This is a genomic window from Vibrio sp. 10N.286.51.B11, assembly GCF_041469245.1.
In the GTDB taxonomy this organism is placed as follows: domain Bacteria; phylum Pseudomonadota; class Gammaproteobacteria; order Enterobacterales; family Vibrionaceae; genus Vibrio; species Vibrio crassostreae_C.
Map to the genome: position 1 here is coordinate 128,591 of NZ_JBFRKI010000003.1, position 24,878 is coordinate 153,468.

A 24,878-nucleotide genomic window follows, 5' to 3' on the forward strand; every position below is an offset into this window, starting at 1 on the left:
ACTGGAGAGGATACACGATTCCATTGTGTATCGGCACTCGTAAATTGCAATTTCTGATTATCTCTTGTTGAGCGAAATCGGCAATCAAAACTTACCAACTAATGTATGAGAATGAGGGTTGGGTTGCAAAGCGTTAGTGATGTTTTTGTTTGTTAAGCTAGAAAAACTCAATTTTCCTGTCATTTTTGTGTTCGAAGCGTTATAACTATTAATTATATTACACGCGACTATAACGCTCTCTTTGCAAATAAGTTAGCACAGAAATGAGTAAAGGATTACGAGGTTAGATATGAAGTTACAGCAACTGAAGTACATTGTTGAGGTTGTAAACCATAACCTAAATGTTTCAGCTACAGCAGAGAGTTTGTACACATCTCAGCCTGGCATTAGTAAGCAAGTTAGATTACTTGAAGACGAACTAGGCATTCAGATTTTTGAGCGTAGCGGCAAGCATCTAACGCAGGTTACCCAAGCGGGTGAGGATATCATTCGTATCTCTCAAGAGATTTTGGCGCGCGTTGAAAGCATTAAAGCGGTAGCGGGTGAACACACACATCCAGAGATGGGTACATTGAATATTTCAACGACTCATACTCAAGCTCGTTATGCACTGCCTGATGTGATTAAAGGTTTCACGGCGCGCTATCCAAAAGTATCGCTTCACATGCACCAAGGTACGCCAAGCCAAATGTCAGAAGCCGTCGCTAAAGGTACAGCGAATTTTGCGATTGCAACGGAAGCGCTACACCTTTACCAAGATGCGATTATGCTGCCTTGTTACCACTGGAACCGTTCGATCGTCGTGACCAAAGATCATCCCCTGGCACAGAAGCGTAATATCACGATCGAAGATCTTGCGGCTTACTCTCTCGTGACTTATGTATTTGGTTTCACTGGCCGTTCTGAGCTTGATACCGCGTTTAACAAAGTAGGTTTAACACCGCGTGTTGTGTTTACTGCGACCGATGCAGACGTAATCAAAACCTACGTTCGTATGGGCATTGGTGTTGGTGTAATTGCAAGTATGGCTATTGACCACGAGCAAGATACTGATTTGGTTGCGATTGATGCGAGCCATCTATTTGGTGCGAGCACAACCAGCATTGGTTTTAGAAAAGGCACCTTCTTGCGTTCTTACATGTTTGATTTCATGGAGCGTTTTGCACCGCACTTAACTCGCCCTGTGGTTGAGCAAGCTATTTCTTTGAAATCGAACGAAGAGATCGAAGAGATGTTTAAAGATATCGAACTGCCAGTTCGTTAATCTCATCGTGTAAATTTTGATTCTTATTCGGCCTGTATTTGCAGGCCGTTTTTCTTTTGGGCTTTTAGTTTTCGTTTTCTTTATCGGGCCTTTCCATTTCGACCTCTTACCCCTACAATCCACGCATCATAGGGGGAAGCATGCATTCACGATTTAAAATACTCGATTCATTTTTGCTAGAGCACCAGATTTACTGGCGTTCAGAGCCTTTTCACCTATGCCAAACTCAACAGCAGCCGTGGAAAGAGGTCAATCGTCCACTCGTTGATTGGTTAGAAAGCTTAGATAATGAAAGCATTCAAACCTTAAAAGAGCAGCCTCAGCTTTTGATTGAGGAACTGACTCGTTTCCTACCTGAATTAGAAACTGCTACCCAAAACATCCAGTTCGATAACACTGCTTTGGTTGGTTTAGACCTCCCACGTGGTACTGCTGATGGTATTCCTGGCCGAAAGCTACATCAAATTGTCGCAATGGGCGAGGCTGCATTATGCCATCACCATGGCAAAGAGTGGCTCGAGTGGTGTTCTGGTAAAGGCTTTCTTGGTCGAATCCTATCTCAGCAATCGGATCAAAAAGTCACTAGCTTTGAATGGCAGCAATCGTTATGCGAAAGCGGACAAAAGATTGCGGATGACCAGAAGTTAGCGATGGATTTTGTTCAAGGAGATGCGTTTTCAGACAAGGCCGATGACGTGTTTAATTCGTACCAACATGCCGTGGCCCTTCATGCTTGTGGTGATCTTCATGTTGAGCTAGTTAAAAAGTCAGTGTCACATGGGCTACCAGCGGTCACTATTTCTCCTTGTTGTTATCATCTTATTCGAGACGAAAACTATCAAGCGATGTCTTCTATCGCGAAAAGCTCAGCATTAACGTTAAGTAAGAGCGACTTGAGAATCCCGCTTCAAGAAACCGTTACTGGTGGTGAAAGAGTAAAAAGACATCGTCAACTAGAGATGAGCTATCGTCTAGGCTTCAGCCAGTTGCTTAAGGCTGAACTTAACATTGACGAATACATTCCTGTACCGAGCATCAAAAAATCAGAGTTAGCTGAGGGTTTTGAATCTTTCTGCCGTTGGGCATCTGAAGTGAAAGAGCTATCGCTGGGCTCAGATATTGATTTTGACTCTTATTTGATTCAAGGCGAAGCGCTTTTCTGGGAAATGGAAAAGCTGAGTTTGGTTCAACAAGTCTTTAGACGACCATTAGAGATATGGCTGGCTTTAGATCGCGCTATCTATCTGCAAGAGCAAGGTTATGAAGCTACGATTGAAGAGTTCTGTGAACGCAGTATTACGCCAAGAAATCTATTGATTCATGGGGTTAAAATCGAGCGCTAGTGGTAAACCGTACTGTTACGTGTTTTTACGAACTAAATCCATTAATGCAAAAAAGCCAGCGCGACATAATGTCGTACTGGCTTTTTGTTTAATGTGTATGAGTTAACTGAACGCTTCAACGAGAAGATTATTGCGTTCAGTTAGTCATTACATCATTAGTTAAACATTGCGATTGCTTCTGCTGGGTCTACGTATTCAAGGTCAAAGCTTTCTGCAACTTCTTTACAAGTTACTTTACCGTGAATAACGTTTAGACCTTCTAGGAAGCCTTCATCAGATAGAAGTGCTTCGCGGTAGCCTTTGTTCGCTAGCTTAACAATGTAAGGAAGTGTTGCATTGTTTAGTGCGTAAGTTGAAGTGCGAGCAACAGCGCCAGGCATGTTTGCAACACAGTAGTGAACTACGTCATCAACAATGTAAGTTGGGTCTGCGTGAGTGGTTGCGTGAGAAGTCTCGAAACAACCGCCTTGGTCGATTGCAACATCAACAACTGCTGAACCTGGCTTCATCTTAGCGATGTGCTCTTTTGTAACCAATTTTGGAGCTGCTGCGCCAGGAATTAGTACTGCACCAATTACTAGGTCTGCTTCTAGAACATGCTTCTCAATGGCGTCTTCAGTAGAATAAACCACTTTTGCGCGACCTTGGAATTCTTCATCAAGTCGACGCAGTGTATCTACGTTACGGTCAAGAATTGTAACATCAGCGCGAAGGCCTACAGCCATACGTGCTGCGTTAGCACCTACAACACCGCCACCAACAACAACAACTTTTGCTGGTTCAACACCTGGAACGCCACCAAGAAGAAGACCACAACCACCGTTAGATTTCTCTAATGTTTGTGCACCTGCTTGAATAGACATACGACCAGCTACTTCAGACATTGGTGCTAATAGTGGCAAGCGACCCATATTATCTGTTACAGTCTCATAGGCTACGCAGACAGCTTTGCTCTTGATAAGCTCTTCAGTTTGTGGAAAATCTGGTGCAAGGTGTAAATAGGTAAATAATATTTGCCCTTCGCGAAGCATAGCTCGCTCGACAGCTTGAGGTTCTTTAACCTTTACAATCATCTCTGCTTTCGCGAAAACGTCAGCAGCAGTAGGAAGAATGGATGCGCCTACAGCGATGTAATCATCGTCTGAAAAACCGATACCAGTACCGGCATTGGTTTCTACAAAAACTTGGTGGCCGTGTGAGATTAGTTCTCTCACGCTAGCTGGGGTCATACCAACGCGGTATTCGTGGTTCTTGATTTCCTTAGGTACGCCAATGATCATCCTGACTCCTCATTTTATTTTGGTTGTTTTATCTATGTGTAGGGTAATTCTGTCGAATTAATATCTAGTATAGATAGGTTTAGATAAAATTTGATACTGAATATTAAAAAGTTGTAGTATATTTTTTTGCAAGGAAGTAATAAGGTGGAATAAAAAATGGCAGACAATTATAAGAAGCCGTCCAAGGAACTAGATCGTATTGACCGCAACATTCTTAATGAGTTGCAAAAAGACGGTCGTATCTCAAACGTTGAACTCTCAAAACGAGTAGGACTTTCTCCAACTCCATGTCTTGAACGTGTTCGTCGTTTAGAACGTCAAGGTTACATTACTGGGTACACAGCGTTGCTGAACCCACAGTACCTTGATGCTTCACTTTTAGTGTTTGTTGAAATTACGTTGAACCGTGGTGCGCCAGATGTGTTCGAACAATTCAACACCGCTGTGCAGAAACTGGATGACATCCAAGAGTGTCATTTAGTGTCGGGTGATTTTGACTATCTTCTAAAAACACGTGTATCGGATATGGGTGCTTACCGTAAGCTACTGGGTGATACGTTACTTCGTCTACCGGGCGTAAACGACACTCGAACTTACGTAGTAATGGAAGAAGTGAAACAAACCAATCAACTTGTGATTAAAACTCGTTAGTCACAATTGGTGAAATGAAAGAAAGCGGACATTTGTTCCGCTTTCTTGCTTTCTGGAATTGGGTTTTTCTGTTTGATATGGTTAAATCAACAGTAGTTTCATTGAAACGAGCGGCTTTGGCCGCTCGAGATGTTTTTATCCCGTTTAATTATTAAGTTGGTTTATGTTCAAGCAGAGCAGTAATAAAGTAGAAACAATCATTAAAACGAGTGAAGAGCCTCAGTCTCCTCGTTTGAGTGGTTCTCAACGTCTCAAAGAGTGCAGTCTGATTCTCGGTGTTCTCTTCTCTATTCTACTTGCCGTTGCGTTATTAACTTTTAGTCCTGCAGACCCATCATGGTCGCAAACGGCGTGGGGTGGTGACATTCAAAATGCGGGTGGCTACCTAGGTGCTTGGTTGGCGGATACGCTTTTCTTCGTATTTGGCTCTTTGGCTTACCCTCTGCCTATCTTAGTGACGGTTGCTGCGTGGGTTTTATTCCGCCAACGTAATGAAGACGAGCAGATCGACTTCATGCTGTGGGGCACTCGCTTACTTGGCCTGACTATCCTAATTCTTACGAGTTGTGGTTTAGCGGATATCAATTTTGACGACATCTGGTACTTTTCATCCGGTGGCGTGGTAGGTGACGTTTTAACAAGCCTTGCACTTCCAACGTTGAATGTTCTTGGTAGTACGCTGGTTCTTCTTTTCTTATGGGGTGCTGGTTTCACTCTATTAACCGGTATCTCTTGGCTAAGCATTGTGGAATGGTTGGGTGAATGTGCCATCAAATTTTTCACGTCTACTGTTAATAAGGCTCGTGGCCAAGACCAAGAGCTGCTTGAGCCTCAATTAAGAGAATCAGCAGACCGCGATTTAATCGAAGAACGTCATCAGCAGCATCAAGCGCCAACTTACCGCGATGTTCCTGCTATAGAAGGCAACAAAGAATCAACAGAGCATGATCCGCTAGATCCTGCGATGAGTTTTTCTGCGACCAATGAGTCGGCAGACGTGGCGACAAATGCGCGAGACAATGCTGCATCGCCGAAGCGTCATTACAATATTCATATGCCTGTCGATGCTCCTGCGAAACAAGAAGCTCCTGTTCATGAAGAACCTCAGGTTCAGCCTCAAGCGGTAATTGAGTCAGAGCAAACGATCCCTGCAGCAGCTGTTTACCAAGCGCCAGAAGAACCGCTAGAAGAAGGTATTGAGCGCTCTAAACAGTTGAATGCAACGATAGAGCAGCTAGAAAATGCGGCCATGTATGAAGATGACCTAGCAGAACAAGATCAGGTTGACGCGCATGATTCTCAGGTTGCTTACCAACAATACATGCAGAACGAACAACCAGAAGTTGGCCCTGCTCATGCTGACCTTAGAAGTGCTGAACCAGAATTAGATAGCTCACCACAAGTAAATGGCGAATTTGGTTCTGAAGATGTTCAACCTGAATCTTTATACGCTTCACCTATGGGCGAGCCAGAAGCAACCGTGGAAGACGATTTCTCTGCACAACCTTCACCGTTTGATGTTACGGAAGAGCAAAGCTACCAACAGGGCTCAGAGCTTGAATCAGAACAGGCTGAAGCTGAATTAGCTGACGCAGCATTAATCGAAGAACAGTTTGAACCTTTCCCTTATCAAGAAGAACATTCAGAACCTGAACAGCCAACAGCACAAAACCTAGAGCCAACTGTTGATCTTCCTTGGGAAGAAGAACCTGCGCATCAAGATCAAGATCAAGATGTCGCCGCATTCCAAAGCATTGTTTCTGAAGCCCAAGCGAATATGGCAGCGGCGCAGAATCCGTTCTTGGTTCAACAAGATGTTAATTTACCTAAGCCTGCTGAGCCATTACCCACGCTTGAATTGTTATTCCACCCTGAAAAGCGTGAAACCTTTATTGACCGTGATGCGCTAGAGGCAATTGCTCGTCTTGTTGAATCTAAGCTAGCGGACTACAAGATCAAAGCAGACGTTGTCGACATTTTCCCAGGTCCAGTAATCACTCGATTCGAACTTGATCTGGCTCCAGGTGTGAAAGTAAGCCGTATTTCTGGCCTTTCTATGGACTTAGCGCGTTCGCTCTCTGCATTGGCAGTACGTGTCGTAGAAGTGATTCCGGGTAAACCTTATGTTGGCTTAGAACTGCCGAATATGAGTCGCCAAACGGTATTCTTCTCAGACGTGGTTGCTAGCCCTCAGTTCCAAGAAGCGAAATCGCCAACGACAGTGGTTCTAGGACAAGACATCGCTGGTGAAGCCGTTATTGCTGATCTATCGAAAATGCCTCACGTTCTGGTTGCAGGTACAACCGGTTCTGGTAAGTCGGTAGGTGTGAACGTAATGATTCTGAGTATGCTTTACAAAGCATCACCGGAAGATGTTCGCTTCATCATGATCGACCCGAAAATGCTTGAGCTATCGGTTTATGAGGGTATTCCTCATCTATTGTCTGAAGTGGTAACCGACATGAAAGATGCGTCGAACGCCCTTCGTTGGTGTGTTGGCGAGATGGAACGACGTTATAAGCTGATGTCAGCATTAGGCGTTCGTAACATTAAAGGTTACAACGATAAGCTTAAGATGGCAGCGGAAGCGGGTCACCCAATTCACGATCCACTGTGGAAGCCGGGCGACAGCATGGACCCAGAAGCGCCATTGCTTGAGAAACTGCCTTACATTGTGGTTATCGTTGATGAATTTGCCGACCTAATCATGGTGGTTGGTAAGAAGGTTGAAGAACTGATTGCACGTTTGGCACAAAAAGCACGTGCGGCGGGTGTTCACTTGATCCTAGCGACGCAACGTCCATCAGTGGATGTTATTACTGGTCTTATTAAAGCGAACATTCCAACCCGTGTGGCCTTTACGGTATCAACTAAAACGGATTCACGAACTATCCTTGACCAAGGTGGTGCGGAATCACTATTGGGCATGGGTGATATGCTTTACTTGCCTCCTGGTTCTAGCCATACAACTCGTGTTCACGGTGCCTTTGCATCTGATGACGATGTACACGCAGTCGTGAATAACTGGAAAGCGCGTGGTAAGCCAAACTATATTGATGAAATCACCAACGGCGAACAAACTCCAGAAACCTTGCTTCCGGGTGAGAAGATGGAAGGTGATGAAGAGGTCGATCCTCTGTTTGATCAGGTGGTAGAACACGTTGTTCATTCACGTCGTGGCTCAGTTTCAGGTGTACAGCGTCGATTCAAGATTGGCTACAACCGTGCTGCACGTATTGTCGAGCAACTTGAAGCTCAAGGTATCGTAAGTGCTCCAGGTCATAACGGTAACCGAGAAGTCTTAGCACCAGCGCCACCAAAAGATTAGTTCCGGTAGGAACTCATAACTATTCAGTCGGTCAAATCGAAAATATGACCGACTTATGTTCTAACAGGATTATTGATGAAAAAAGTATTCGCACTTTTATTTATGAGCTTCTCAGTGTTTGCTTCTCCGAAAGAAGAGTTGAGTAGCCGCTTGGCATTAAACGCAGGCTTCAGCGCTGACTTTAAACAAGTCGTGACCAGCCCTGATGGTGATGTTGTTATGGAAGGTGAGGGCACGGTAGAGATTGCACGCCCAAGCCTGTTCCGCTGGGAGACCACGTTCCCTGATGAAAACTTGTTGGTATCTGATGGCCAAAGCTTGTGGTACTACAGCCCGTTCATTGAGCAAGTGAGCATTTATTGGCAAGAGCAAGCGACATCACAGACACCTTTTGTCCTGCTTACACGTAACCAAGAAAGTGATTGGGATAATTATAATGTGGCGCAAACGGGTAACCAATTCACGCTAACGCCAACTGCTGTCGATTCTAATCAGGGTGACTTCCAGATTAATATCACCGAAAAGGGCATTGTTCAGGGCTTTAATGTGATTGAACAAGACGGTCAAAAAGGTGAGTTTACCTTTAGCAATGTTGATTTGGGTAAACCTGCAGCAGACCGCTTTACTTTTGTGGCACCGGAAGGTGTCGAGGTCGACGACCAAAGAAACTGATCTAAACAAGCAGATCGTTTGGTAGTACGTCGATAGGCATTAATGCCATCAACGAATCAAGAGATTGCAATTGAGTAATTACAGCTTAGATTTTGCGGGGGACGAAGATTTTCGTCCCCTTGCTGCTCGTATGAGACCGGAAACTGTCGAACAGTACATCGGTCAGCAGCATATATTAGGCCCAGGTAAACCACTTCGCAGAGCGTTGGAAGCGGGCCATATCCACTCGATGATTTTGTGGGGGCCTCCGGGCACCGGTAAAACGACGTTAGCCGAAGTTGCAGCAAACTATGCGAATGCTGAAGTGGAACGTGTATCGGCGGTAACCTCGGGCGTAAAAGACATTCGTATTGCAATTGAAAAAGCGCGCGAGAACAAGCAAGCAGGGCGCAGAACCATCCTGTTTGTGGACGAAGTCCATCGCTTTAACAAAAGTCAGCAAGATGCTTTTCTGCCTCATATCGAAGATGGCACCGTGACCTTTATTGGTGCGACGACAGAAAACCCTTCTTTTGAATTGAACAATGCTTTGTTGTCACGTGCGCGTGTCTACAAACTGACGTCCCTGAACACAGATGATATTTCTCTTGTCATTCGCCAAGCGATTGAAGATAAGCAACGTGGGTTCGGTGATGTGCCTGTTGATTTTGCTGATAATGTTTTAGATCGCCTTGCAGAACTGGTTAACGGCGACGCGCGTATGTCGCTTAACTACCTTGAACTGCTGTATGACATGGCAGAAGACAACGATAAAGGCGAGAAAGCGATAACCTTGCAGTTGTTGGCTGAAGTGGCTGGTGAGAAAGTCGCTCGTTTCGATAACAAGGGTGATATTTGGTACGACCTAATCTCCGCGGTTCATAAGTCAATTCGTGGCTCAAACCCTGATGCGGCCTTGTACTGGTCAGCACGAATGATTGCTGCGGGTTGTGATCCTTTGTATATCGTTAGACGCTTGCTGGCGATTGCTTCTGAAGATATCGGTAACGCTGATCCTCGCGCCATGCAGGTAGCGATGTCGGCTTGGGATTGCTTCACGCGCATTGGCCCTGCTGAAGGGGAGCGTGCGATTGCGCAGGCGGTTGTTTATCTCGCATGTGCACCAAAGAGTAACGCCGTTTACACCGCGTGGAAGCAAGCGTTAACAGATGCTCACAATCTTCCTGAATATGAAGTGCCGCATCATTTGCGAAATGCACCGACAACTTTGATGAAGGACATGGGCTACGGGCAAGAATACCGTTATGCTCATGACGAACCAGGAGCCTACGCCGCTGGTGAAAAGTATCTGCCTCCTGAAATGGGAGAGAAGCAATACTATTTCCCAACAAAACGAGGCTTAGAGACCAAAATTGGCGAGAAGCTAGATTATCTGGCGGATTTGGACGCAAAAAGCCCACAAAAACGCTATGAAAAGTAGTCTTTTTTGGATATCGTTACCTAGTCATAAAATTTCAATTAAATCGTTATAAATTGGTCGAAATAACACCAGTTTTAGGGGTTTAGCAGTGATTCAGTAGCAAGCTACTGAATATTCAAATAACTAAAGCATAGGATTAGCAATGCTGGATTCTAAATTACTTCGAGCTGAGCTGGATGAAACAGCGGCAAAATTAGCACGTCGAGGCTTCACCCTTGATGTAGAGACAATTCGTGAACTTGAAGAAAAACGTAAGTCCCTTCAGATGAAAACTGAAGAGCTACAAGCGTTACGTAACTCTCGATCGAAGTCCATTGGTCAAGCGAAAGCAAAAGGCGACCATGAAGAAGCTGAGCGTATCCTTGCAGAAGTAGGCAACTTAGGCGCAGAACTAGACCAAGCTAAAGTAGCATTGGCTGATCTTCAATCTGAGCTAGAAACGATCACAATGTCTATTCCTAACCTACCTGATGCAGAAGTGCCAGATGGTAAAGATGAAGACGATAACGTAGAAGTTTCTCGTTGGGGTCAACCTAAGACTTACGACTTTGAAGTGAAAGATCACGTCGATCTTGGCGAAATGTCTGGCGGTCTTGATTTTGCTAGCGCAGTTAAAATCTCGGGTTCTCGTTTCATCGTGATGAAAGGCAAATTTGCACGTCTACACCGTGCTATTGCTCAGTTCATGCTGGACCTTCACACTGATGAGCACGGCTACACAGAAATGTACGTACCGTATCTAGTGAACCACGATAGCCTTTACGGTACTGGTCAACTTCCTAAGTTCGGCGAAGACTTGTTCCACACAAGCCCGCTAACTGAGCAAGTAAGTGACGTACCTCTTAAGACTCTATCGCTTATCCCTACTGCGGAAGTACCGGTAACGAACATGGTTCGTGACACGATCACTGATGAAGCTGAACTGCCACTTAAGATGACAGCTCACACGCCGTGTTTCCGTTCTGAAGCGGGTTCTTACGGTCGTGACACTCGTGGTCTTATCCGTATGCACCAATTCGATAAAGTTGAATTAGTACAAATCACTAAGCCAGAAGACTCAATGGCAGCGCTTGAAGAGCTAACTGGCCACGCTGAGAAAGTACTTCAACTTCTAGAGCTTCCTTACCGTAAAGTGATTCTATGTACAGGTGACATGGGCTTCGGTTCTGCGAAAACTTACGACTTAGAAGTATGGGTTCCAGCACAAGAGACTTACCGTGAGATTTCTTCTTGTTCAAACATGTGGGATTTCCAAGCGCGTCGTATGCAAGCTCGTTTCCGTCGTAAAGGCGAGAAAAAACCTGAACTTGTACACACACTAAACGGTTCTGGTCTTGCTGTTGGTCGTACTATGGTTGCTATCCTTGAGAACAACCAAGAAGCAGATGGCCGTATTGCTATCCCAGAAGTACTTCAACCATACATGGGCGGCGTAACGCACATCGGTTAATTAGATTGATTAAGCATTAGGTTACTTATAAAACCCAGCCAACAGGCTGGGTTTTTTATTGCCTATAGAATAGTGCAGTGGCGAGAAATAAATAATTTTTGTTACCTATGTGTAATAGTGTTTTATTGATTTTGATAATTATTACAATCCTTAAATGTGGCTATAATATGCTCTTACCGCGGTAGGTATAGATTTTCTCGTTCAAATACTGAGGAGGGCTTATGGCCGTAGGATGGGCAGGTGACGATAGTGTCAGCCAGCAAATACAAAATACCATCGATGATGAGATCTCTCGTGTAAGAGGAAACCTTCGAGGTGGTGAGGGTTTGCGTTATTGTGATGAGTGTGGTGATGAGATTCCGGAACAAAGACGACGCGCGATCAAAGGCGTTCGTTTGTGTATAGAATGTCAGTCAATATTAGAGCATGACGCACATCGACATTCATTGTTTAACCGTCGAGCAAGTAAAGATAGCCAATTACGTTAAACTGACGGTTACCTTCAAGCAGTTAAGGCCTTACTTTTATGTAAGGCCTTTTAGTTTAATTAAATGATTTATTAATGAAGATATATAGAAATAATCGTCGCTCTTGTTTAGAGCAATAAACGCCTTATTTAAAGCAATGAGTATTTTGTAATGCAGTGTCGATAGCAGCGACCAATTGCTCAATATGTTGTGGTTTGATAATAAACGGAGGCATCATATAAATTAGCTTACCAAACGGACGGATCCAAACGCCTTGCTCTACAAAGTGAGCTTGAATGGCTTCCATATCGACGGGTGTGTGAGTTTCAACGACGCCAATAGCGCCTAACCAACGCACGTCTTTAACCAGTTCATGTTCTCGCAACGGTGGTAACAACTCAGAAAAGAGCTGTTCAATCTGTTGAGTCTGATTTTTCCAATGGCCTTGCTCGATGATGGATAAACTTGCCGCACCGACTGCGCAAGCCAATGGGTTGCCCATAAAGGTTGGCCCATGCATAAAGCAGCCTGCTTCACCGCCACATACCGTGTCAGCAACTTCCTTACTCGCAAGCGTCGCTGACAATGTCATATAGCCACCAGTTAAAGCTTTGCCTACGCATAATATGTCCGGTTGAACATCGGCATGCTCACAAGCGAACAGTTTCCCTGTGCGGCCAAATCCGGTCGCAATCTCATCCAAGATCAGCAATACGTTGAATTCATCACACAGCAAGCGAACTTGTTTTAGGAACTCAGGGTGGTAGATGCGCATGCCGCCAGCCCCTTGAACGATAGGCTCTAAGATCACCGCTGCGACTTCTTGATGGTGTGCTGCCAGCTTTTCTCGAAAACTATCGATGTCACTTGAGTTCCACTCATCCCAAAAGCCTGTTTTTGGCGAATCAGCGAAAATATGTTCCGGCAAAAAGCCTTTGTAGAGGCTGTGCATCGAATTGTCAGGGTCGGTCACTGACATCGCCGCAAAGGTATCACCGTGGTAGCCATCTCTTAGTGTGAGGAACTTTGAACGAGGTTGTCCTTTAGCGTGCCAATATTGCAATGCCATCTTGAGGCTAACCTCTACGGCAACTGAACCTGAATCGGCCAAAAATACATGCTCAAGATTACTTGGCGCGAGATTCAAAAGCTTCTTACATAGATCGATAGCGGGCTGGTGGGTGATGCCACCAAACATAACGTGTGAAACCTTATCGATTTGACTATGAGCTGCAGCGTTTAGCTCTGGATGATTGTAGCCGTGGATGGTTGACCACCAAGATGACATGCCATCAATAATTCGTATTCCGCCTTCTAATTCTAAGTAAACACCGTCTGCATTGGTGACCGGGTAGCAGGTCAGAGGTGTTAACGTTGATGTGTAGGGATGCCAGATATGCTGGCGATCAAAGGCGAGATCCATAGTAACTTCCATTCTTGGTGTGATTAAAAAATAACCAGATGTAAACTTTTGATATTATCAATGTGTTGACAGTCTAAAGCTTGTCGGTAGACTAGCCAAGCATAAATGCAAACTCTAGACACAGAGTTGTAACATCAAAAAAATAAAAAAAGGATCGACACGTGGAAGTTCGTCATGACTGGACAGTTGCTGAAGTAACAGCGCTGCTTGAAAAACCGTTTATGGATTTAATGTTTGAAGCTCAAGTCGTTCATAGACAGTACCAAGAGCACAACCACGTGCAAGTGAGTACGCTTTTATCGATAAAGACAGGTGCTTGTCCTGAAGATTGTAAGTATTGCCCTCAAAGTGCTCACTACCGAACGGATGTCGACAAAGAACGCTTAATGGAAGTTGAGCGTGTTTTGGATGCGGCGCAAAAAGCCAAGAATGCGGGCTCAACTCGCTTCTGTATGGGCGCGGCATGGAAAAACCCGAAAGAGCGCGATATGCCTCACCTAACTGATATGATCAAAGGTGTGAAAGGCATGGGTCTAGAAACCTGTATGACATTGGGCATGTTAACGCCGGATCAAGCAGGCGAGCTAGCCGACGCAGGTTTGGACTACTACAACCATAACCTTGATACGTCTCCAGAATTTTACGGCAGCATCATCACCACTCGTACTTACCAAGATCGTTTAGATACGCTATCTCACGTACGTGATGCCGGTATGAAGATCTGTTCTGGTGGCATTATTGGTATGGGCGAAAGTACCAATGACCGTGCAGGCCTGCTGGTAGAGCTAGCGAACCTTCCGGTACACCCTGAGAGTGTGCCAATCAACATGCTCGTGAAAGTGAAAGGCACACCGATGGAAAACGTCGATGATGTTGAATCTTTTGACTTCATTAAGTTGATTGCGATTGCTCGTATCATGATGCCAATGTCAGCGGTTCGTCTATCTGCAGGTCGCGAGAATATGAATGAACAGATGCAGGCGATGTGCTTCATGGCTGGCGCGAACTCTATCTTCTACGGTTGTAAGCTACTGACTACGCCAAACCCAGATGAAGACACGGACATGCAGCTGTTTAAGAAGTTAGGCATCAACAGCCAACAAGTGGCTCAGAAGCCTGATGAAATTCAAGAAAACGAACTGTTAGATCAAGTAGTGGAGCGCGTTGCTGCTCGTCCAACGAAAGATGACATGTTCTACGATGCCACTGTTTAAATCCCGTATCAAAGATGCCCTTGTTCAACGCCGTGAGCAGGGGCTAACTCGTCAACTTAAAGTGCTCGAAAACAGTAATGGTCCTTTGCTTAATTGCGAAGGTTCTCGCTTTATTAATTTTTCGAGTAATGATTACCTAGGCTTGGCGAACGACCCTGAATTGGTGGAGGCGTGGCAAGCTGGGCTTTCCCTTTATGGTGCTGGCAGTGCGGCATCGCCATTGGTCACGGGTTTTAGTCCTGCTCATAGAAATTTAGAAGCTCAGCTGTGTGAATGGTTGGGCTTTGAACGTGCGATTCTCTTTAGTTCTGGTTTCAGTGCGAACCAATCCTTGTTGTTTTCTCTGCTCGAAAAAGACGACTCTCTGCTGCAAGACAAGCTTAATCACGCCTCTTTGATGGAAGCGGGGATGCTTTCTCATGCAACCATGAAACGCTTTAAACACAACGACACGCAGCATCTAGAGTCTCTATTAAGCCGATCTCTACAATCCTTGGTCGTCACTGAGGGCGTATTCAGCATGGACGGCGATCAAGCGCCTCTCAGCCAGATATCTAACCTGACTCATCAATACGACAGTTGGTTGGCGGTTGATGATGCCCACGGTATCGGCGTATTAGGTGATAAAGGAGCTGGGAGTTGCAGTGCAGCACAAATCTCCCCCGATATTTTGGTGGTGACCTTTGGCAAAGCATTTGGCGTTTCTGGTGCTGCGATTCTTTGTTCGTCAGAAGTGGGTGATTACTTAACTCAGTTTGCTCGTCATCATGTGTACTCGACGGCGATGCCACCTTCACAAGCGGTGGCTTTATCTCATGCCTGTAAGATGACTCAAACTCAAGAGTGGCGCCGAGAAAAGCTGACTGAGTTAGGGTCTCTCTATGCAGAGCAGGTGAGCGGCTTGAAAGGCTTTGTGGATACTCAGACTCCGATTAAGCCATTTGTGATAGGTGAAGCACAAGCGGCATTATCAATAGCTGAAGAGTTAAAGCAAAACCAAGTTTGGGTGACCGCAATAAGGCCGCCAGCCATACCTGCTGGAACTGCTCGATTACGAATCACGTTAACAGCTAACCATAGCCCAAAACAGATTCTCCAGTTAACCAGGTCGTTGCATCAAGCTATTGAACGAAACATCGACTTAAGCACTGAACCGGGTATCCATCCAAGCTTTGAATCAAATAAAGAGGCTCAGTAAATGTCACAAGAAGCAGTAGTGCATAATTACGTTGGCCAAGATAAGAGTGCGATTGCCGAAGCCTTTGGTAAAGCGGCAACAACCTATGACAAACACGCTGAATTTCAACGCGATGTTGGCCACCGATTACTGGATAAATTACCCAGCGATCTGTCAGGCTTTAAGGTGCTGGATCTAGGTTGTGGTACTGGCTATTTCTCCGAGCAACTTGTAAAACGAGGCGCCGAAGTGGTTTGCGCTGATCTTTCTGTTGGAATGCTAGCAACAGCAGAGAAGCGGTGTGGTGCATCTGTATCTTTATATCAACAAGCCGATGCCGAACAATTGCCGTTTGAAGATGGGTGCTTTGACATCGTTTTCTCTAGCCTTGCGTTGCAATGGTGTGACGATTTGTCGTCGCCTTTGAGAGAGATGAAGCGTGTTACAGCGGCTGGTGGGCGTGTTATTTTCTCAACTTTGCTTGATGGGTCGCTGTTTGAACTGAAAAAGTCGTGGTCCAAAATTGACGCACATCAACACGTTAACCATTTTATTACAATCAATAAGGTAAAAATTGCGTTAGCGCAATCTAGCTGTACCGTTCATCAACTAGACTTGCCCACCATCACCGTTTGGTACGACACTGCGTTTGAACTGATGCGCGACCTTAAAGGTATCGGCGCTAATCACGTAAGTGGTCGCTCACAAGGTTTAACAAGTCGTCGCATGTTGCAGCTTGTTGATCGGGAATATCGAGAGTTTAAGAACCATCAAGGTTTCTTACCAGCAACATATCAAGTTTGTTTAGGGGTTATTCAATTATGATTGATGCATTATTCATTGCAGGTACGGATACCGAAGTGGGAAAAACTGTGGTTTCAAAAGCGATTCTTCAAGCTTTGGCCGCACAAGATTTATCAACAATTGGTTACAAGCCAGTTGCTGCAGGGAGTGAAAAATCCCCTGAAGGACTACGTAATAGTGATGCACTGCATCTTCAAGAAGCGGCGACGCAAGATATTGCTTACGAAGACGTCAATCCATACGCGTTGTTGCTACCATCATCGCCTCACATCGCTGCTAAGCATGATGGTGTTGTAATTGATGAGGCGGTATTATCAGCGAAGCTAGAAGAGCATAAGAAAAACTCTGACATCGTGTTAGTTGAAGGTGCTGGTGGTTGGCGAGTCCCGGTTTCAGACGATGAATATCTTTCTAGCTGGGTTAAAAAAGAGCAACTGCCAGTGGTACTGACTGTGGGTATTAAACTTGGTTGTTTGAGCCACGCTCTATTAACGGCAGAAGCTATTCGTGCTGATGGCCTAAACCTAGTAGGTTGGGTCGCAAACCGTATCAATCCAGGTACTGAGCACTACGCAGATATTATTGCGATGCTTGAAGATAAGTTAGGTGCACCTAAGTTAGGTGAAATCCCTTACGTCCCAAAAGCGAAGTCTAAAAACATTGGTAAGTACATTGATGTGCAGCCTTTGCTTGCGCTTTAATTACCACGTTATGTACTAAATAAGAAAAGGGCTGCGATTGCAGCCCTTTTGCTATTTTAAGCCTTTAGACCTTGAGTTGATAAACAACCGGTCTTTTAATAAACAAGCTTAGAACTAATGTTCTTTAGTCAGTCCCATTAAAGCTTGCTGAGTTTCTGTGATTTTTGTCTGTGCCGTTTGCGGTGTTAGGATTCCAACCTGCTTTTTCGCTTCTTCTTCAGTAATCCCTAGGTGACAGCACAGTAAATCGATAGCCATTTGAGTGTTAGTACCTTCAACCATGATCCTTTCCTTTTTGTACATGGACTAGCCAATAAATCATCTGAAGTCACTGTAAACGGATTGTTATATCGACACCATACGACTTAGGTCTAATAGAGTGGATTTAATTCGGATATGGTCTCGTAATCAAATGTTGCAATTTAATGCTTAACCTTGTTTTCTTAATCTAAGACTATATGTATAAGTAAGTATAAGTAAGTATAAGTCTCAAGGTTGGAATAAATTGCTGTCTGCCTTGTCTATAACAATAAGTTTTATAAAAACAGCTTTCATGCGGAGATAAGTAATGAAGCGAGTAATGTTGTTCCTTGCAACCAACCTTGCGGTTGTATTGGTACTAAGTGTTGTTCTTAATATTGTATACGCAGTTACAGGTATGCAACCAGGAAGCCTCTCAGGCTTGCTGTTAATGGCTGCGGTATTTGGTTTTGGCGGCTCATTCATTTCATTAATGATGTCAAAGAAAATGGCGCTACGCTCAGTTGGCGGCATGGTCATTGAGAGCCCACGTAATGAAACAGAACATTGGTTGATGGAGACGGTAAGCCGTCAAGCTCAACAAGTTGGTATTGGTATGCCAACAGTGGCGATCTACGATTCGCCAGACATCAACGCATTCGCAACAGGTGCTAAGCGTGATGATTCATTGGTAGCGGTATCAACAGGCCTTCTGCACAACATGACACGTGACGAAGCTGAAGCGGTATTAGCGCATGAAGTTAGCCACATCGCAAACGGCGACATGGTGACGATGACCCTAATGCAAGGTGTTGTGAACACGTTCGTTATCTTCCTATCTCGTTTCATCGCCAACATTGTTGCGTCGAATGACAACGAAGAAGAGGGTGGCAGCAACATGATGGTGTACTTCGGTGTGTCTATGGTGCTGGAACTGGTATTTGGTTTCCTAGCGAGCTTCATTACCATGTGGTACAGCCGCCACCGTGAGTTCCATGCTGATGCAGGTGCTGCGCACTTGGTTGGTAAAGAGAAGATGATTGCAGCGCTAGAGCGTCTAAAGGTGAGCCATGAGCCACAACTAGAAGGTTCTATGATGGCATTTGGTATCAACGGTAAGAAGTCTCTAACAGAGCTTCTAATGAGCCACCCGCCGCTAGACAAGCGTATTGCTTCTCTACGTAACATGTAATCGCTACGTATTCTTCAGTCGCTAATCGACAAGATACATTTGAAAGGCTTCCTTCGGGAGGTCTTTTTTGATCTTGGCATCTAAGACAGTAAGTATTCGAGGAATAGGTGTCTGGCGATAGAGGGTTACCGGTGATGAAGCATTACGATATTGATTGGTTGATATCGCACGGATTGAGATGAGTAGGGTAATGATACTGGGTTGCTTTGTATTATTTTGCTGACGTCTCTTGTGCTCAATACACTTTGTTCCGCTCAACAAAAAGGCTTCCACATGGGAAGCCTTAGTCTATTCTGCGATTCGAAATTCGAATATTACAGCTTGTCAGTTAGCTCGATTGCTTGACCGATGTAGTTTGCTGGAGTCATCTCTTTCAGACGAACTTTCTCGTCTGCAGGGATCTCAAGACCATCGATGAATGCACGCATGCCTTCGCCATCTACACGTTTACCACGAGTTAGCTCTTTTAGCTTCTCGTATGGTTTTTCGATGCCGTAACGACGCATTACTGTTTGTACTGGTTCAGCCAATACTTCCCAGTTCTTGTCTAGTTCAGCAAGTAGCGCAGCGCGGTTAACTTCAAGCTTGCTAATACCTTTCAGAGTCGAAGTGTATGCAATGATTGCGTAGCCAACACCCACACCTAGGTTACGAAGAACCGTAGAGTCAGTAAGGTCACGCTGCCAGCGAGAAACTGGAAGTTTTTGTGCAAGGTGGCTAAATACTGCGTTAGCTAGACCAAGGTTGCCTTCAGAGTTTTCGAAGTCAATTGGGTTAACTTTATGCGGCATTGTAGAAGAACCGATTTCGCCAGCAATAGTCTTCTGCTTGAAGTGACCAAGAGCAATGTAGCCCCAAACGTCACGGTCGAAGTCTAGAAGAATCGTGTTGAAACGAGCAACCGCGTCGAATAGCTCAGCGATGTAATCGTGAGGTTCGATTTGAGTTGTGTACGGGTTCCAAGTTACGCCAAGAGATTCAGTGATGAACTCTTCAGAGAACTGGTGCCATTCAACTTCTGGGTATGCAGAAAGGTGTGCGTTGTAGTTACCTACCGCGCCGTTGATTTTCGCTAGGATCTCAACGCTTTCGATTTGCTTGTATTGACGTTCCATACGGTACGCAACGTTAGCCATCTCTTTACCCATAGTCGAAGGAGAAGCTGGCTGACCGTGTGTACGAGAAAGAAGAGGAATGTCACGGTACTCGTTCGCAAGTGCTTTGATAGCATCAATTACGTTACGAATTTCTGGAAGAATCACTGTGTCACGAGCTTCTTTAAGCATAAGCGCGTGAGATGTGTTGTTGATGTCTTCAGAAGTACATGCAAAGTGAATGAATTCGTTAACTGCGTGAAGCTCAGGAACGCCCGCAACTTTCTCTTTCAAGAAGTACTCAACCGCTTTTACGTCGTGGTTTGTCGTGCGCTCGATCTCTTTGATACGCAGAGCGTCTTCTTCGCTGAAGTTAGCGGCTAGTTCATCAAGAAACTGGTTAGCTTCTGCACTGAACGCTGGTACTTCCTTGATTGCATCAGTAGCTGCAAGCTTTTGTAACCAACGAATTTCAACGATAGAGCGGTACTTTAGTAGTCCAAACTCACTAAAGATGCTGCGTAATGCAATAGTCTTACTTCCGTAACGGCCGTCTACTGGTGAAACAGCAGTCAATGCTGACAGTTCCATGGTGTTCTCCTGAATTGAGTTTTCTAAATTTTGAGAGGTTTATACCAGTAACAATCTCAATTGTCACGCATATTGCGCAATCGTTTGCGTGAGAGTTGTGTTGATACAAAAAACAAGCTCGCGACAAGGCGCGAGCTAATAAATTACATTCGAGCTAGTAGGATTTGAGCCTGCTCGATCATCTTCTTGCGACCGAAGATAAGGTGGCGGCGTTTACCACCAACCTGGCGCCATAACACAGCGCTTCGAATCCCTGATAGAAGCAGTGCGCGAACCTTATGTTGGCTCGAGGTTTGTTGAAGTACAGCTGGTGTGCCAGAAACCTGAATACGAGGGCCTATTGGGCTCACAACATCAAGGTAGATGCTCGCAAGGTTGCTGATCATTTGCTCGTCGAACAGATCAAAGTGTTCAGTTTGGCGCTCTGCAGTTTGAATGCGATCACCAAGCTGAGACATAGAGTCGTTGCGAGAAGATAGCTTACGCTCAAGAGCCATCAAGCTGATAATGTAGCGAGTAATGTCGCTACCAGCTGGAGTACTATCGATACCTTTTACTAAGCACTCAAGGCCAAGCTTTAGGTTCGCTTCACGTCCAAATACGCCAACTGTATTCGCTGGGTTGGTATTTAAAATAGCACTGAGTGAAGCTTCGAAGGCATCTTTATCACAATGGCCGTCTTTCGCTACTTGTTGAACCAAAGCCACAGCTTGGCAAATTCCGGCGAAAGCAATAGTACGGTCATAAAGTGTATTAGCCACGTAGTAACTCCTAGTTGTCTTCTATCGTTTGTCGTTCGATTAGTTAGATGCGTTTTTCGATGATACCGCCACCAAGACATACTTCGTCTAGGTAGAACACTGCCGATTGACCTGGGGTCACAGCAATCTGTGGTTCATCAAAAATAACCTTAATGTTCTCATCATCAATTGGGATGATTGTACAAGGAATATCAGTCTGACGGTAACGTGTTTTTACCGTGCATGTCATAACTTCAGTAATTGGTGTGCGATTTACCCAATGAAGTTGAGATGCGATCAAACCTTCTGATTTCAAAAGAGGGTGGTCTTTACCTTGTACTGCGATCAAAACATTACGCTTGAGATCTTTTTCACCAACAAACCATGGCTCTTCATTACCGCCGCCACCTTTAGTGCCACCGATATGAAGGCCTTTGCGCTGACCTAGCGTGTGGTACATCAAACCTTGGTGTTGACCAATCACTTGGCCTTCCGGTGTTTCGATGTTACCCGGTTGTGCTGGTAGGTATTTGCCTAGGAATTCAGTGAACTTACGCTCACCGATAAAGCAGATGCCTGTAGAATCTTTCTTCTTCGCTGTGATCAAGTCTTGCTCTTCAGCAATACGTCGCACTTCTGGCTTTTCTAATTCACCGACAGGGAATAGGCTTCGTGCCACTTGATCTGAGCTTAGCGTGTATAGGAAATAGCTTTGGTCTTTGTTGCTGTCTAGACCACGTAGCATTTCTGGTTTTACGCCAGCATCAAGCTCTTCTTGAGTTGGGAAAGTACGACGAACGTAGTGACCCATCGCAATGTAGTCTGCGTCTAGCACTTCATCCGCAAACTCTAAGAATGCTTTGAACTTGATTTCTTTGTTACAAAGGATATCAGGGTTCGGTGTGCGGCCTGCTTTGTACTCTTCAAGGAAGTATTCGAATACATTGTCCCAGTATTCCGCAGCGAAGTTGATCGTGTGTAGGTGGATACCTAGTTTGTCACATACCGCTTGAGCATCAGCAAGGTCTTCAGCTGCCGTGCAGTATTCTTCGTTATCATCTTCTTCCCAGTTTTTCATGAAAAGGCCTTCTACCTGATAGCCTTGTTGCTGAAGAAGATACGCCGATACTGACGAATCTACACCGCCGGACATACCGACAATTACTTTCTTTTCGCTGTTTCCAGAGCTGATATCTGACATGTCTAAACACCGTTACTATTACTTGGTCGCAGATTCTAACAGAAAGAGAAACGCCGTGACAGATCCGAGACCGGAATCACAGTTTCATTTGCACAAATAGTGCGCTGACTTTGTTAGAGAATCGCATGAGAGCGAGGTGAGTCGCTAGGATGTCAGAAGTATATGTGGCATAGTCGCTCGAAATCCAAGACCTGAGATAAAAAAATGTCTGAACAAAATGAATTTATGCAAGAAGAAGAGCTGATTGAGATTATCGAAAACCAGCTTGAAGATGGCGAACCTGTAAAAGTTAAAGAGACGCTGATGCGTTTAATGATGACTGGTACTCCTCGTGAAGAGGCAATTGCGGCTATGGCATGTGCACTGGCAATTGAAGTCTTTGACGTTATGAAAAACGGCGCGGAGTTCAATCAAAAACGTTACGCAGAGCATTTGGGTATGCTGCCTGATCTGAGCTTTATGGAAGGCGAATAAAAAAAACCTTCAGCAAACGTTTGCTATAGTTTGAAAGATTGCCGCGTTAAATATAGCGCGGTAGAATCCGCCACCTATTTCCCCTTGACTTAGACTAGCCCTATGAAATTCCCTGGACAACGTAAATCAAAGCACTACTTTCCGGTTCACGCTCGTGATCCTCTAGTGAGCCAAGCTCAAAGCAGTAAAAGAATGTCACGCACTCATATTATCGGTATTGACCAAACATTGGTGGATATTGAAGCAAAGGTGAGTTCTGAACTTATTGAGAAGTATGGTTTGAGCAAGGGACATTCACTGGTTATTGGTGACGCAGCCGCTGAATCTTTATATCAAGAATTAAAAGAACAGTGCCTGATTACCAATGAATACGCTGGTGGCACAATTGGTAACACATTACACAACTATTCAGTGCTAGCGGATGACCGTTCTACTCTACTGGGTGTAATGAGCCAAGATATTAAGATTGGTAGCTACGGTTACCGCTATTTATGTAATACATCAAGCAGAATGGACCTGAACCATTTACAAGGGGTAGATGGCGCAATTGGTCGCTGCTTTGCATTAATTACAGAAGACGGTGAACGTACTTTCGCAATTAGCGAAGGACAAATGAACCAATTAAAACCAGAAAGCATTCCTGAAAAAATCTTCAAAAGTGCTTCTGCTTTAGTTTTAACGGCTTATTTAGTTCGTTGTAAGCCAGGTGACCCTATGCCTGAAGCTACAATGAAAGCGATCGAATACGCGAAGAAATACGATGTGCCTGTTGTTTTGACCCTTGGTACTAAATTTGTTATTCAAGATGATCCAGAATTCTGGAAAGATTTCCTTGAGCAACATGTAACGGTTGTTGCAATGAATGAAGATGAAGCTGAAGCATTAACAGGCGAGAGTGATCCGCTTGCTGCTTCAGATAAAGCGTTAGAGTGGGTAGACCTTGTTCTATGTACTGCAGGCCCTGTTGGCCTATTCATGGCGGGTTACACGGAAGATGCAGCTAAACGTGAAACGTCACTGCCTTTACTTCCAGGTTCAATCGCAGAGTTCAACCGTTTTGAATTTAGCCGTCCTGCGCATAAAGATTTATGTGAAAACCCAACCAAAGTGTATTCGCATATTGCGCCATACATGGGCGGTCCGGAAAAAATCAAAAATACGAATGGTGCAGGTGATGCTGCGTTATCAGCTTTATTACATGATATGGCTGCGAATAAGTACCACAAAGAAAACGTGCCAAACTCAAGTAAGCACCAACATTCATTCTTGACGTACTCTTCGTTCTCACAAGTTTGTAAATATTCTAACCGTGCTAGCTATGAAGTGTTGGTTCAACACTCTCCACGTTTATCTCGTGGCCTTCCTGAAAGAGAAGATAGCCTAGAAGAAGCGTACTGGGAAAGATAAGTTACTTTCTTTAATCAGTAGTACTATCAGTATCAGTTAGTTTCTAATACTGATAGTATAAATATAAAAAAGGCTCCGAAAGGAGCCTTTTTTGTTTCTGAATATATTGAAGTCGTAAATAATACTTTGGTCGACTTAAATATTAATTCTATCGCTTAGCGTGTAATTGATTACTCACTAAGTAAACTAAATGCTTAGATAGCAAACTCTTCTAGAGATTTACCAGCATCTAGCTGTTCTTGGATAGCTGAAGGCGTACGGCCTTGACCTGTCCAAGTTTTCTCGTCGCCGTTTGCGTCTACATATTTGTATTTCGCTGGGCGAGGAGCACGTTTAGCTTTTGTTGTTTTAGATTTTGCTTCACCAGAAAGTGCAGCAATAAGATCGGCAACATCAATTCCGTCTTTTGCAATTTGTTCAGCAATAGCAGAAAGTTTAGCTTCTTGTTCTGCTTTAGCCGCACGCTCTTCAGCTTCTGACTCTTGACGCTCTTGTACAACAATAGTCAGCTTGTCTAGCGCTTCTTCAAGTTGCTCAAGAGTTAATTCACGTGAGAACGCACGAAGGCTGCGGATATTTAATAGAGTTTTTGTTAATTCAGACATGATATTTTCCATCAAGGTAAACTAAATAATCTTCCTAATAATAAACAGAGCCTAGGAATAAAACAAATAGTATTTCTTCTATTACATATTTAAATATAAAAATGAGATGAATAGTTGAAAATTCAGAGCAGTATTTCTAT

22 protein-coding genes are annotated in these 24,878 nt (G+C 44.5%); 15 read left to right on the forward strand and 7 right to left on the reverse strand.

Features of this window, described 5'->3' with window-relative positions:
• The first annotated feature begins 289 nt into the window (after positions 1-289).
• Positions 290-1,264 (forward strand): HTH-type transcriptional regulator CysB, encoded by a 975-nt coding sequence (gene cysB / locus AB4154_RS01750; protein ID WP_017060244.1) that lies wholly within the window; start codon positions 290-292, stop codon positions 1,262-1,264.
• A gap of 140 nt (positions 1,265-1,404) precedes the next feature.
• Positions 1,405-2,607 (forward strand): methyltransferase, encoded by a 1,203-nt coding sequence (locus AB4154_RS01755; protein WP_102393838.1) that lies wholly within the window; start codon positions 1,405-1,407, stop codon positions 2,605-2,607.
• 155 nt (positions 2,608-2,762) lie between these two features.
• Here the strand turns inward: AB4154_RS01755 and ald are convergent, their stop codons facing one another.
• Positions 2,763-3,887, reverse strand: a complete 1,125-nt coding sequence (gene ald / locus AB4154_RS01760) for an alanine dehydrogenase (RefSeq protein WP_017060246.1) — start codon at positions 3,885-3,887, stop codon at positions 2,763-2,765.
• A 156-nt stretch (positions 3,888-4,043) separates the two neighbouring features.
• On the opposite strand from ald, the gene lrp reads away from it, so the two are divergent.
• The 6 genes from lrp (at position 4,044) to AB4154_RS01790 (ending at position 11,896) form a co-directional block, all read left to right on the forward strand.
• Positions 4,044-4,538, forward strand: a complete 495-nt coding sequence (gene lrp, locus AB4154_RS01765) for a leucine-responsive transcriptional regulator Lrp (RefSeq protein WP_004734558.1) — start codon at positions 4,044-4,046, stop codon at positions 4,536-4,538.
• A 163-nt stretch (positions 4,539-4,701) separates the two neighbouring features.
• Complete coding sequence (locus AB4154_RS01770) at positions 4,702-7,866, forward strand: DNA translocase FtsK 4TM domain-containing protein (protein WP_372122074.1); 3,165 nt, start codon at positions 4,702-4,704, stop codon at positions 7,864-7,866.
• Between the two features lie 75 nt (positions 7,867-7,941).
• Positions 7,942-8,538 carry an outer membrane lipoprotein chaperone LolA gene (gene lolA, locus AB4154_RS01775; protein WP_017060248.1) on the forward strand — a complete coding sequence of 199 codons (597 nt, stop codon included), beginning with the start codon at positions 7,942-7,944 and terminating at the stop codon, positions 8,536-8,538.
• A 64-nt stretch (positions 8,539-8,602) separates the two neighbouring features.
• Positions 8,603-9,958, forward strand: a complete 1,356-nt coding sequence (locus tag AB4154_RS01780; protein WP_372083369.1) for a replication-associated recombination protein A — start codon at positions 8,603-8,605, stop codon at positions 9,956-9,958.
• Positions 9,959-10,100: 142 nt separating this feature from the next.
• On the forward strand, positions 10,101-11,408 hold the full coding sequence (serS, locus tag AB4154_RS01785) for a serine--tRNA ligase (protein WP_017060250.1): 1,308 nt from the start codon (positions 10,101-10,103) through the stop codon (positions 11,406-11,408).
• A 221-nt stretch (positions 11,409-11,629) separates the two neighbouring features.
• The gene (locus tag AB4154_RS01790; protein ID WP_017060251.1) at positions 11,630-11,896 is read left to right on the forward strand and encodes a DksA/TraR family C4-type zinc finger protein; all 267 of its coding nucleotides are present in this window, start codon (positions 11,630-11,632) and stop codon (positions 11,894-11,896) included.
• Positions 11,897-12,020: 124 nt separating this feature from the next.
• On the opposite strand, the gene bioA is transcribed toward AB4154_RS01790, so the two are convergent.
• Positions 12,021-13,298 carry an adenosylmethionine--8-amino-7-oxononanoate transaminase gene (gene bioA / locus AB4154_RS01795; RefSeq protein ID WP_017060252.1) on the reverse strand — a complete coding sequence of 426 codons (1,278 nt, stop codon included), beginning with the start codon at positions 13,296-13,298 and terminating at the stop codon, positions 12,021-12,023.
• A gap of 161 nt (positions 13,299-13,459) precedes the next feature.
• Here bioA and bioB point away from each other — a divergent pair, with 161 nt between their 5' ends.
• From bioB to bioD, 4 genes are read left to right on the forward strand one after another with little or no spacing between them, the layout of a single operon-like run.
• Positions 13,460-14,512 carry a biotin synthase BioB gene (gene bioB, locus AB4154_RS01800; RefSeq protein WP_016792500.1) on the forward strand — a complete coding sequence of 351 codons (1,053 nt, stop codon included), beginning with the start codon at positions 13,460-13,462 and terminating at the stop codon, positions 14,510-14,512.
• Entirely contained in the window at positions 14,499-15,710 is a 1,212-nt protein-coding gene (gene bioF, locus AB4154_RS01805; RefSeq protein ID WP_372122078.1) for an 8-amino-7-oxononanoate synthase, read from the forward strand. The genes bioB and bioF overlap by 14 nt, the downstream gene beginning before the upstream one ends.
• Entirely contained in the window at positions 15,711-16,514 is an 804-nt protein-coding gene (gene bioC, locus AB4154_RS01810; protein WP_017060254.1) for a malonyl-ACP O-methyltransferase BioC, read from the forward strand.
• On the forward strand, positions 16,511-17,194 hold the full coding sequence (gene bioD / locus AB4154_RS01815; protein ID WP_017060255.1) for a dethiobiotin synthase: 684 nt from the start codon (positions 16,511-16,513) through the stop codon (positions 17,192-17,194). Before bioC ends, bioD begins: the two co-directional genes overlap by 4 nt.
• Before the next feature lie 114 nt (positions 17,195-17,308).
• Here the strand turns inward: bioD and AB4154_RS01820 are convergent, their stop codons facing one another.
• The gene (locus tag AB4154_RS01820; protein ID WP_017060256.1) at positions 17,309-17,476 is read right to left on the reverse strand and encodes a hypothetical protein; all 168 of its coding nucleotides are present in this window, start codon (positions 17,474-17,476) and stop codon (positions 17,309-17,311) included.
• Positions 17,477-17,762: 286 nt separating this feature from the next.
• Here AB4154_RS01820 and htpX point away from each other — a divergent pair, with 286 nt between their 5' ends.
• Complete coding sequence (gene htpX, locus AB4154_RS01825; protein ID WP_102344686.1) at positions 17,763-18,626, forward strand: protease HtpX; 864 nt, start codon at positions 17,763-17,765, stop codon at positions 18,624-18,626.
• 314 nt (positions 18,627-18,940) lie between these two features.
• On the opposite strand, the gene purB is transcribed toward htpX, so the two are convergent.
• The 3 genes from purB to mnmA form a co-directional block, all read right to left on the reverse strand.
• Entirely contained in the window at positions 18,941-20,311 is a 1,371-nt protein-coding gene (gene purB / locus AB4154_RS01830; RefSeq protein ID WP_372122076.1) for an adenylosuccinate lyase, read from the reverse strand.
• 143 nt (positions 20,312-20,454) lie between these two features.
• Positions 20,455-21,072, reverse strand: a complete 618-nt coding sequence (gene hflD / locus AB4154_RS01835) for a high frequency lysogenization protein HflD (protein WP_009848813.1) — start codon at positions 21,070-21,072, stop codon at positions 20,455-20,457.
• Positions 21,073-21,115: 43 nt separating this feature from the next.
• Complete coding sequence (gene mnmA / locus AB4154_RS01840) at positions 21,116-22,252, reverse strand: tRNA 2-thiouridine(34) synthase MnmA (protein ID WP_017068076.1); 1,137 nt, start codon at positions 22,250-22,252, stop codon at positions 21,116-21,118.
• A gap of 204 nt (positions 22,253-22,456) precedes the next feature.
• Between mnmA and AB4154_RS01845 the strand changes: the two genes are divergently transcribed.
• On the forward strand, positions 22,457-22,726 hold the full coding sequence (locus AB4154_RS01845) for a hypothetical protein (protein ID WP_010439986.1): 270 nt from the start codon (positions 22,457-22,459) through the stop codon (positions 22,724-22,726).
• Between the two features lie 102 nt (positions 22,727-22,828).
• The gene (locus AB4154_RS01850) at positions 22,829-24,133 is read left to right on the forward strand and encodes an inosine/guanosine kinase (RefSeq protein WP_017065317.1); all 1,305 of its coding nucleotides are present in this window, start codon (positions 22,829-22,831) and stop codon (positions 24,131-24,133) included.
• Between the two features lie 194 nt (positions 24,134-24,327).
• On the opposite strand, the gene AB4154_RS01855 is transcribed toward AB4154_RS01850, so the two are convergent.
• Positions 24,328-24,738: an H-NS family nucleoid-associated regulatory protein gene (locus tag AB4154_RS01855; protein WP_017060262.1), complete on the reverse strand. Its 411-nt coding sequence runs from the start codon at positions 24,736-24,738 to the stop codon at positions 24,328-24,330.
• Positions 24,739-24,878 lie beyond the last annotated feature (140 nt).

Excerpts from the sequence above, each read along its gene's own strand:
- cysB (WP_017060244.1), top strand. The coding sequence starts at position 290 with ATGAAGTTACAGCAACTGAAGTACATTGTTGAGGTTGTAAACCATAAC.
- AB4154_RS01845 (WP_010439986.1), top strand. The coding sequence starts at position 22,457 with ATGTCTGAACAAAATGAATTTATGCAAGAAGAAGAGCTGATTGAGATT.
- AB4154_RS01855 (WP_017060262.1), bottom strand. The coding sequence starts at position 24,738 with ATGTCTGAATTAACAAAAACTCTATTAAATATCCGCAGCCTTCGTGCG.
- bioA (WP_017060252.1), bottom strand. The coding sequence starts at position 13,298 with ATGGATCTCGCCTTTGATCGCCAGCATATCTGGCATCCCTACACATCA.
- AB4154_RS01790 (WP_017060251.1), top strand. The coding sequence starts at position 11,630 with ATGGCCGTAGGATGGGCAGGTGACGATAGTGTCAGCCAGCAAATACAA.
- ald (WP_017060246.1), bottom strand. The coding sequence starts at position 3,887 with ATGATCATTGGCGTACCTAAGGAAATCAAGAACCACGAATACCGCGTT.
- AB4154_RS01755 (WP_102393838.1), top strand. The coding sequence starts at position 1,405 with ATGCATTCACGATTTAAAATACTCGATTCATTTTTGCTAGAGCACCAG.
- AB4154_RS01820 (WP_017060256.1), bottom strand. The coding sequence starts at position 17,476 with ATGGTTGAAGGTACTAACACTCAAATGGCTATCGATTTACTGTGCTGT.
- bioD (WP_017060255.1), top strand. The coding sequence starts at position 16,511 with ATGATTGATGCATTATTCATTGCAGGTACGGATACCGAAGTGGGAAAA.
- purB (WP_372122076.1), bottom strand. The coding sequence starts at position 20,311 with ATGGAACTGTCAGCATTGACTGCTGTTTCACCAGTAGACGGCCGTTAC.
- bioF (WP_372122078.1), top strand. The coding sequence starts at position 14,499 with ATGCCACTGTTTAAATCCCGTATCAAAGATGCCCTTGTTCAACGCCGT.
- AB4154_RS01850 (WP_017065317.1), top strand. The coding sequence starts at position 22,829 with ATGAAATTCCCTGGACAACGTAAATCAAAGCACTACTTTCCGGTTCAC.
- mnmA (WP_017068076.1), bottom strand. The coding sequence starts at position 22,252 with ATGTCAGATATCAGCTCTGGAAACAGCGAAAAGAAAGTAATTGTCGGT.
- serS (WP_017060250.1), top strand. The coding sequence starts at position 10,101 with ATGCTGGATTCTAAATTACTTCGAGCTGAGCTGGATGAAACAGCGGCA.
- AB4154_RS01770 (WP_372122074.1), top strand. The coding sequence starts at position 4,702 with ATGTTCAAGCAGAGCAGTAATAAAGTAGAAACAATCATTAAAACGAGT.
- htpX (WP_102344686.1), top strand. The coding sequence starts at position 17,763 with ATGAAGCGAGTAATGTTGTTCCTTGCAACCAACCTTGCGGTTGTATTG.
- bioC (WP_017060254.1), top strand. The coding sequence starts at position 15,711 with ATGTCACAAGAAGCAGTAGTGCATAATTACGTTGGCCAAGATAAGAGT.
- lrp (WP_004734558.1), top strand. The coding sequence starts at position 4,044 with ATGGCAGACAATTATAAGAAGCCGTCCAAGGAACTAGATCGTATTGAC.
- lolA (WP_017060248.1), top strand. The coding sequence starts at position 7,942 with ATGAAAAAAGTATTCGCACTTTTATTTATGAGCTTCTCAGTGTTTGCT.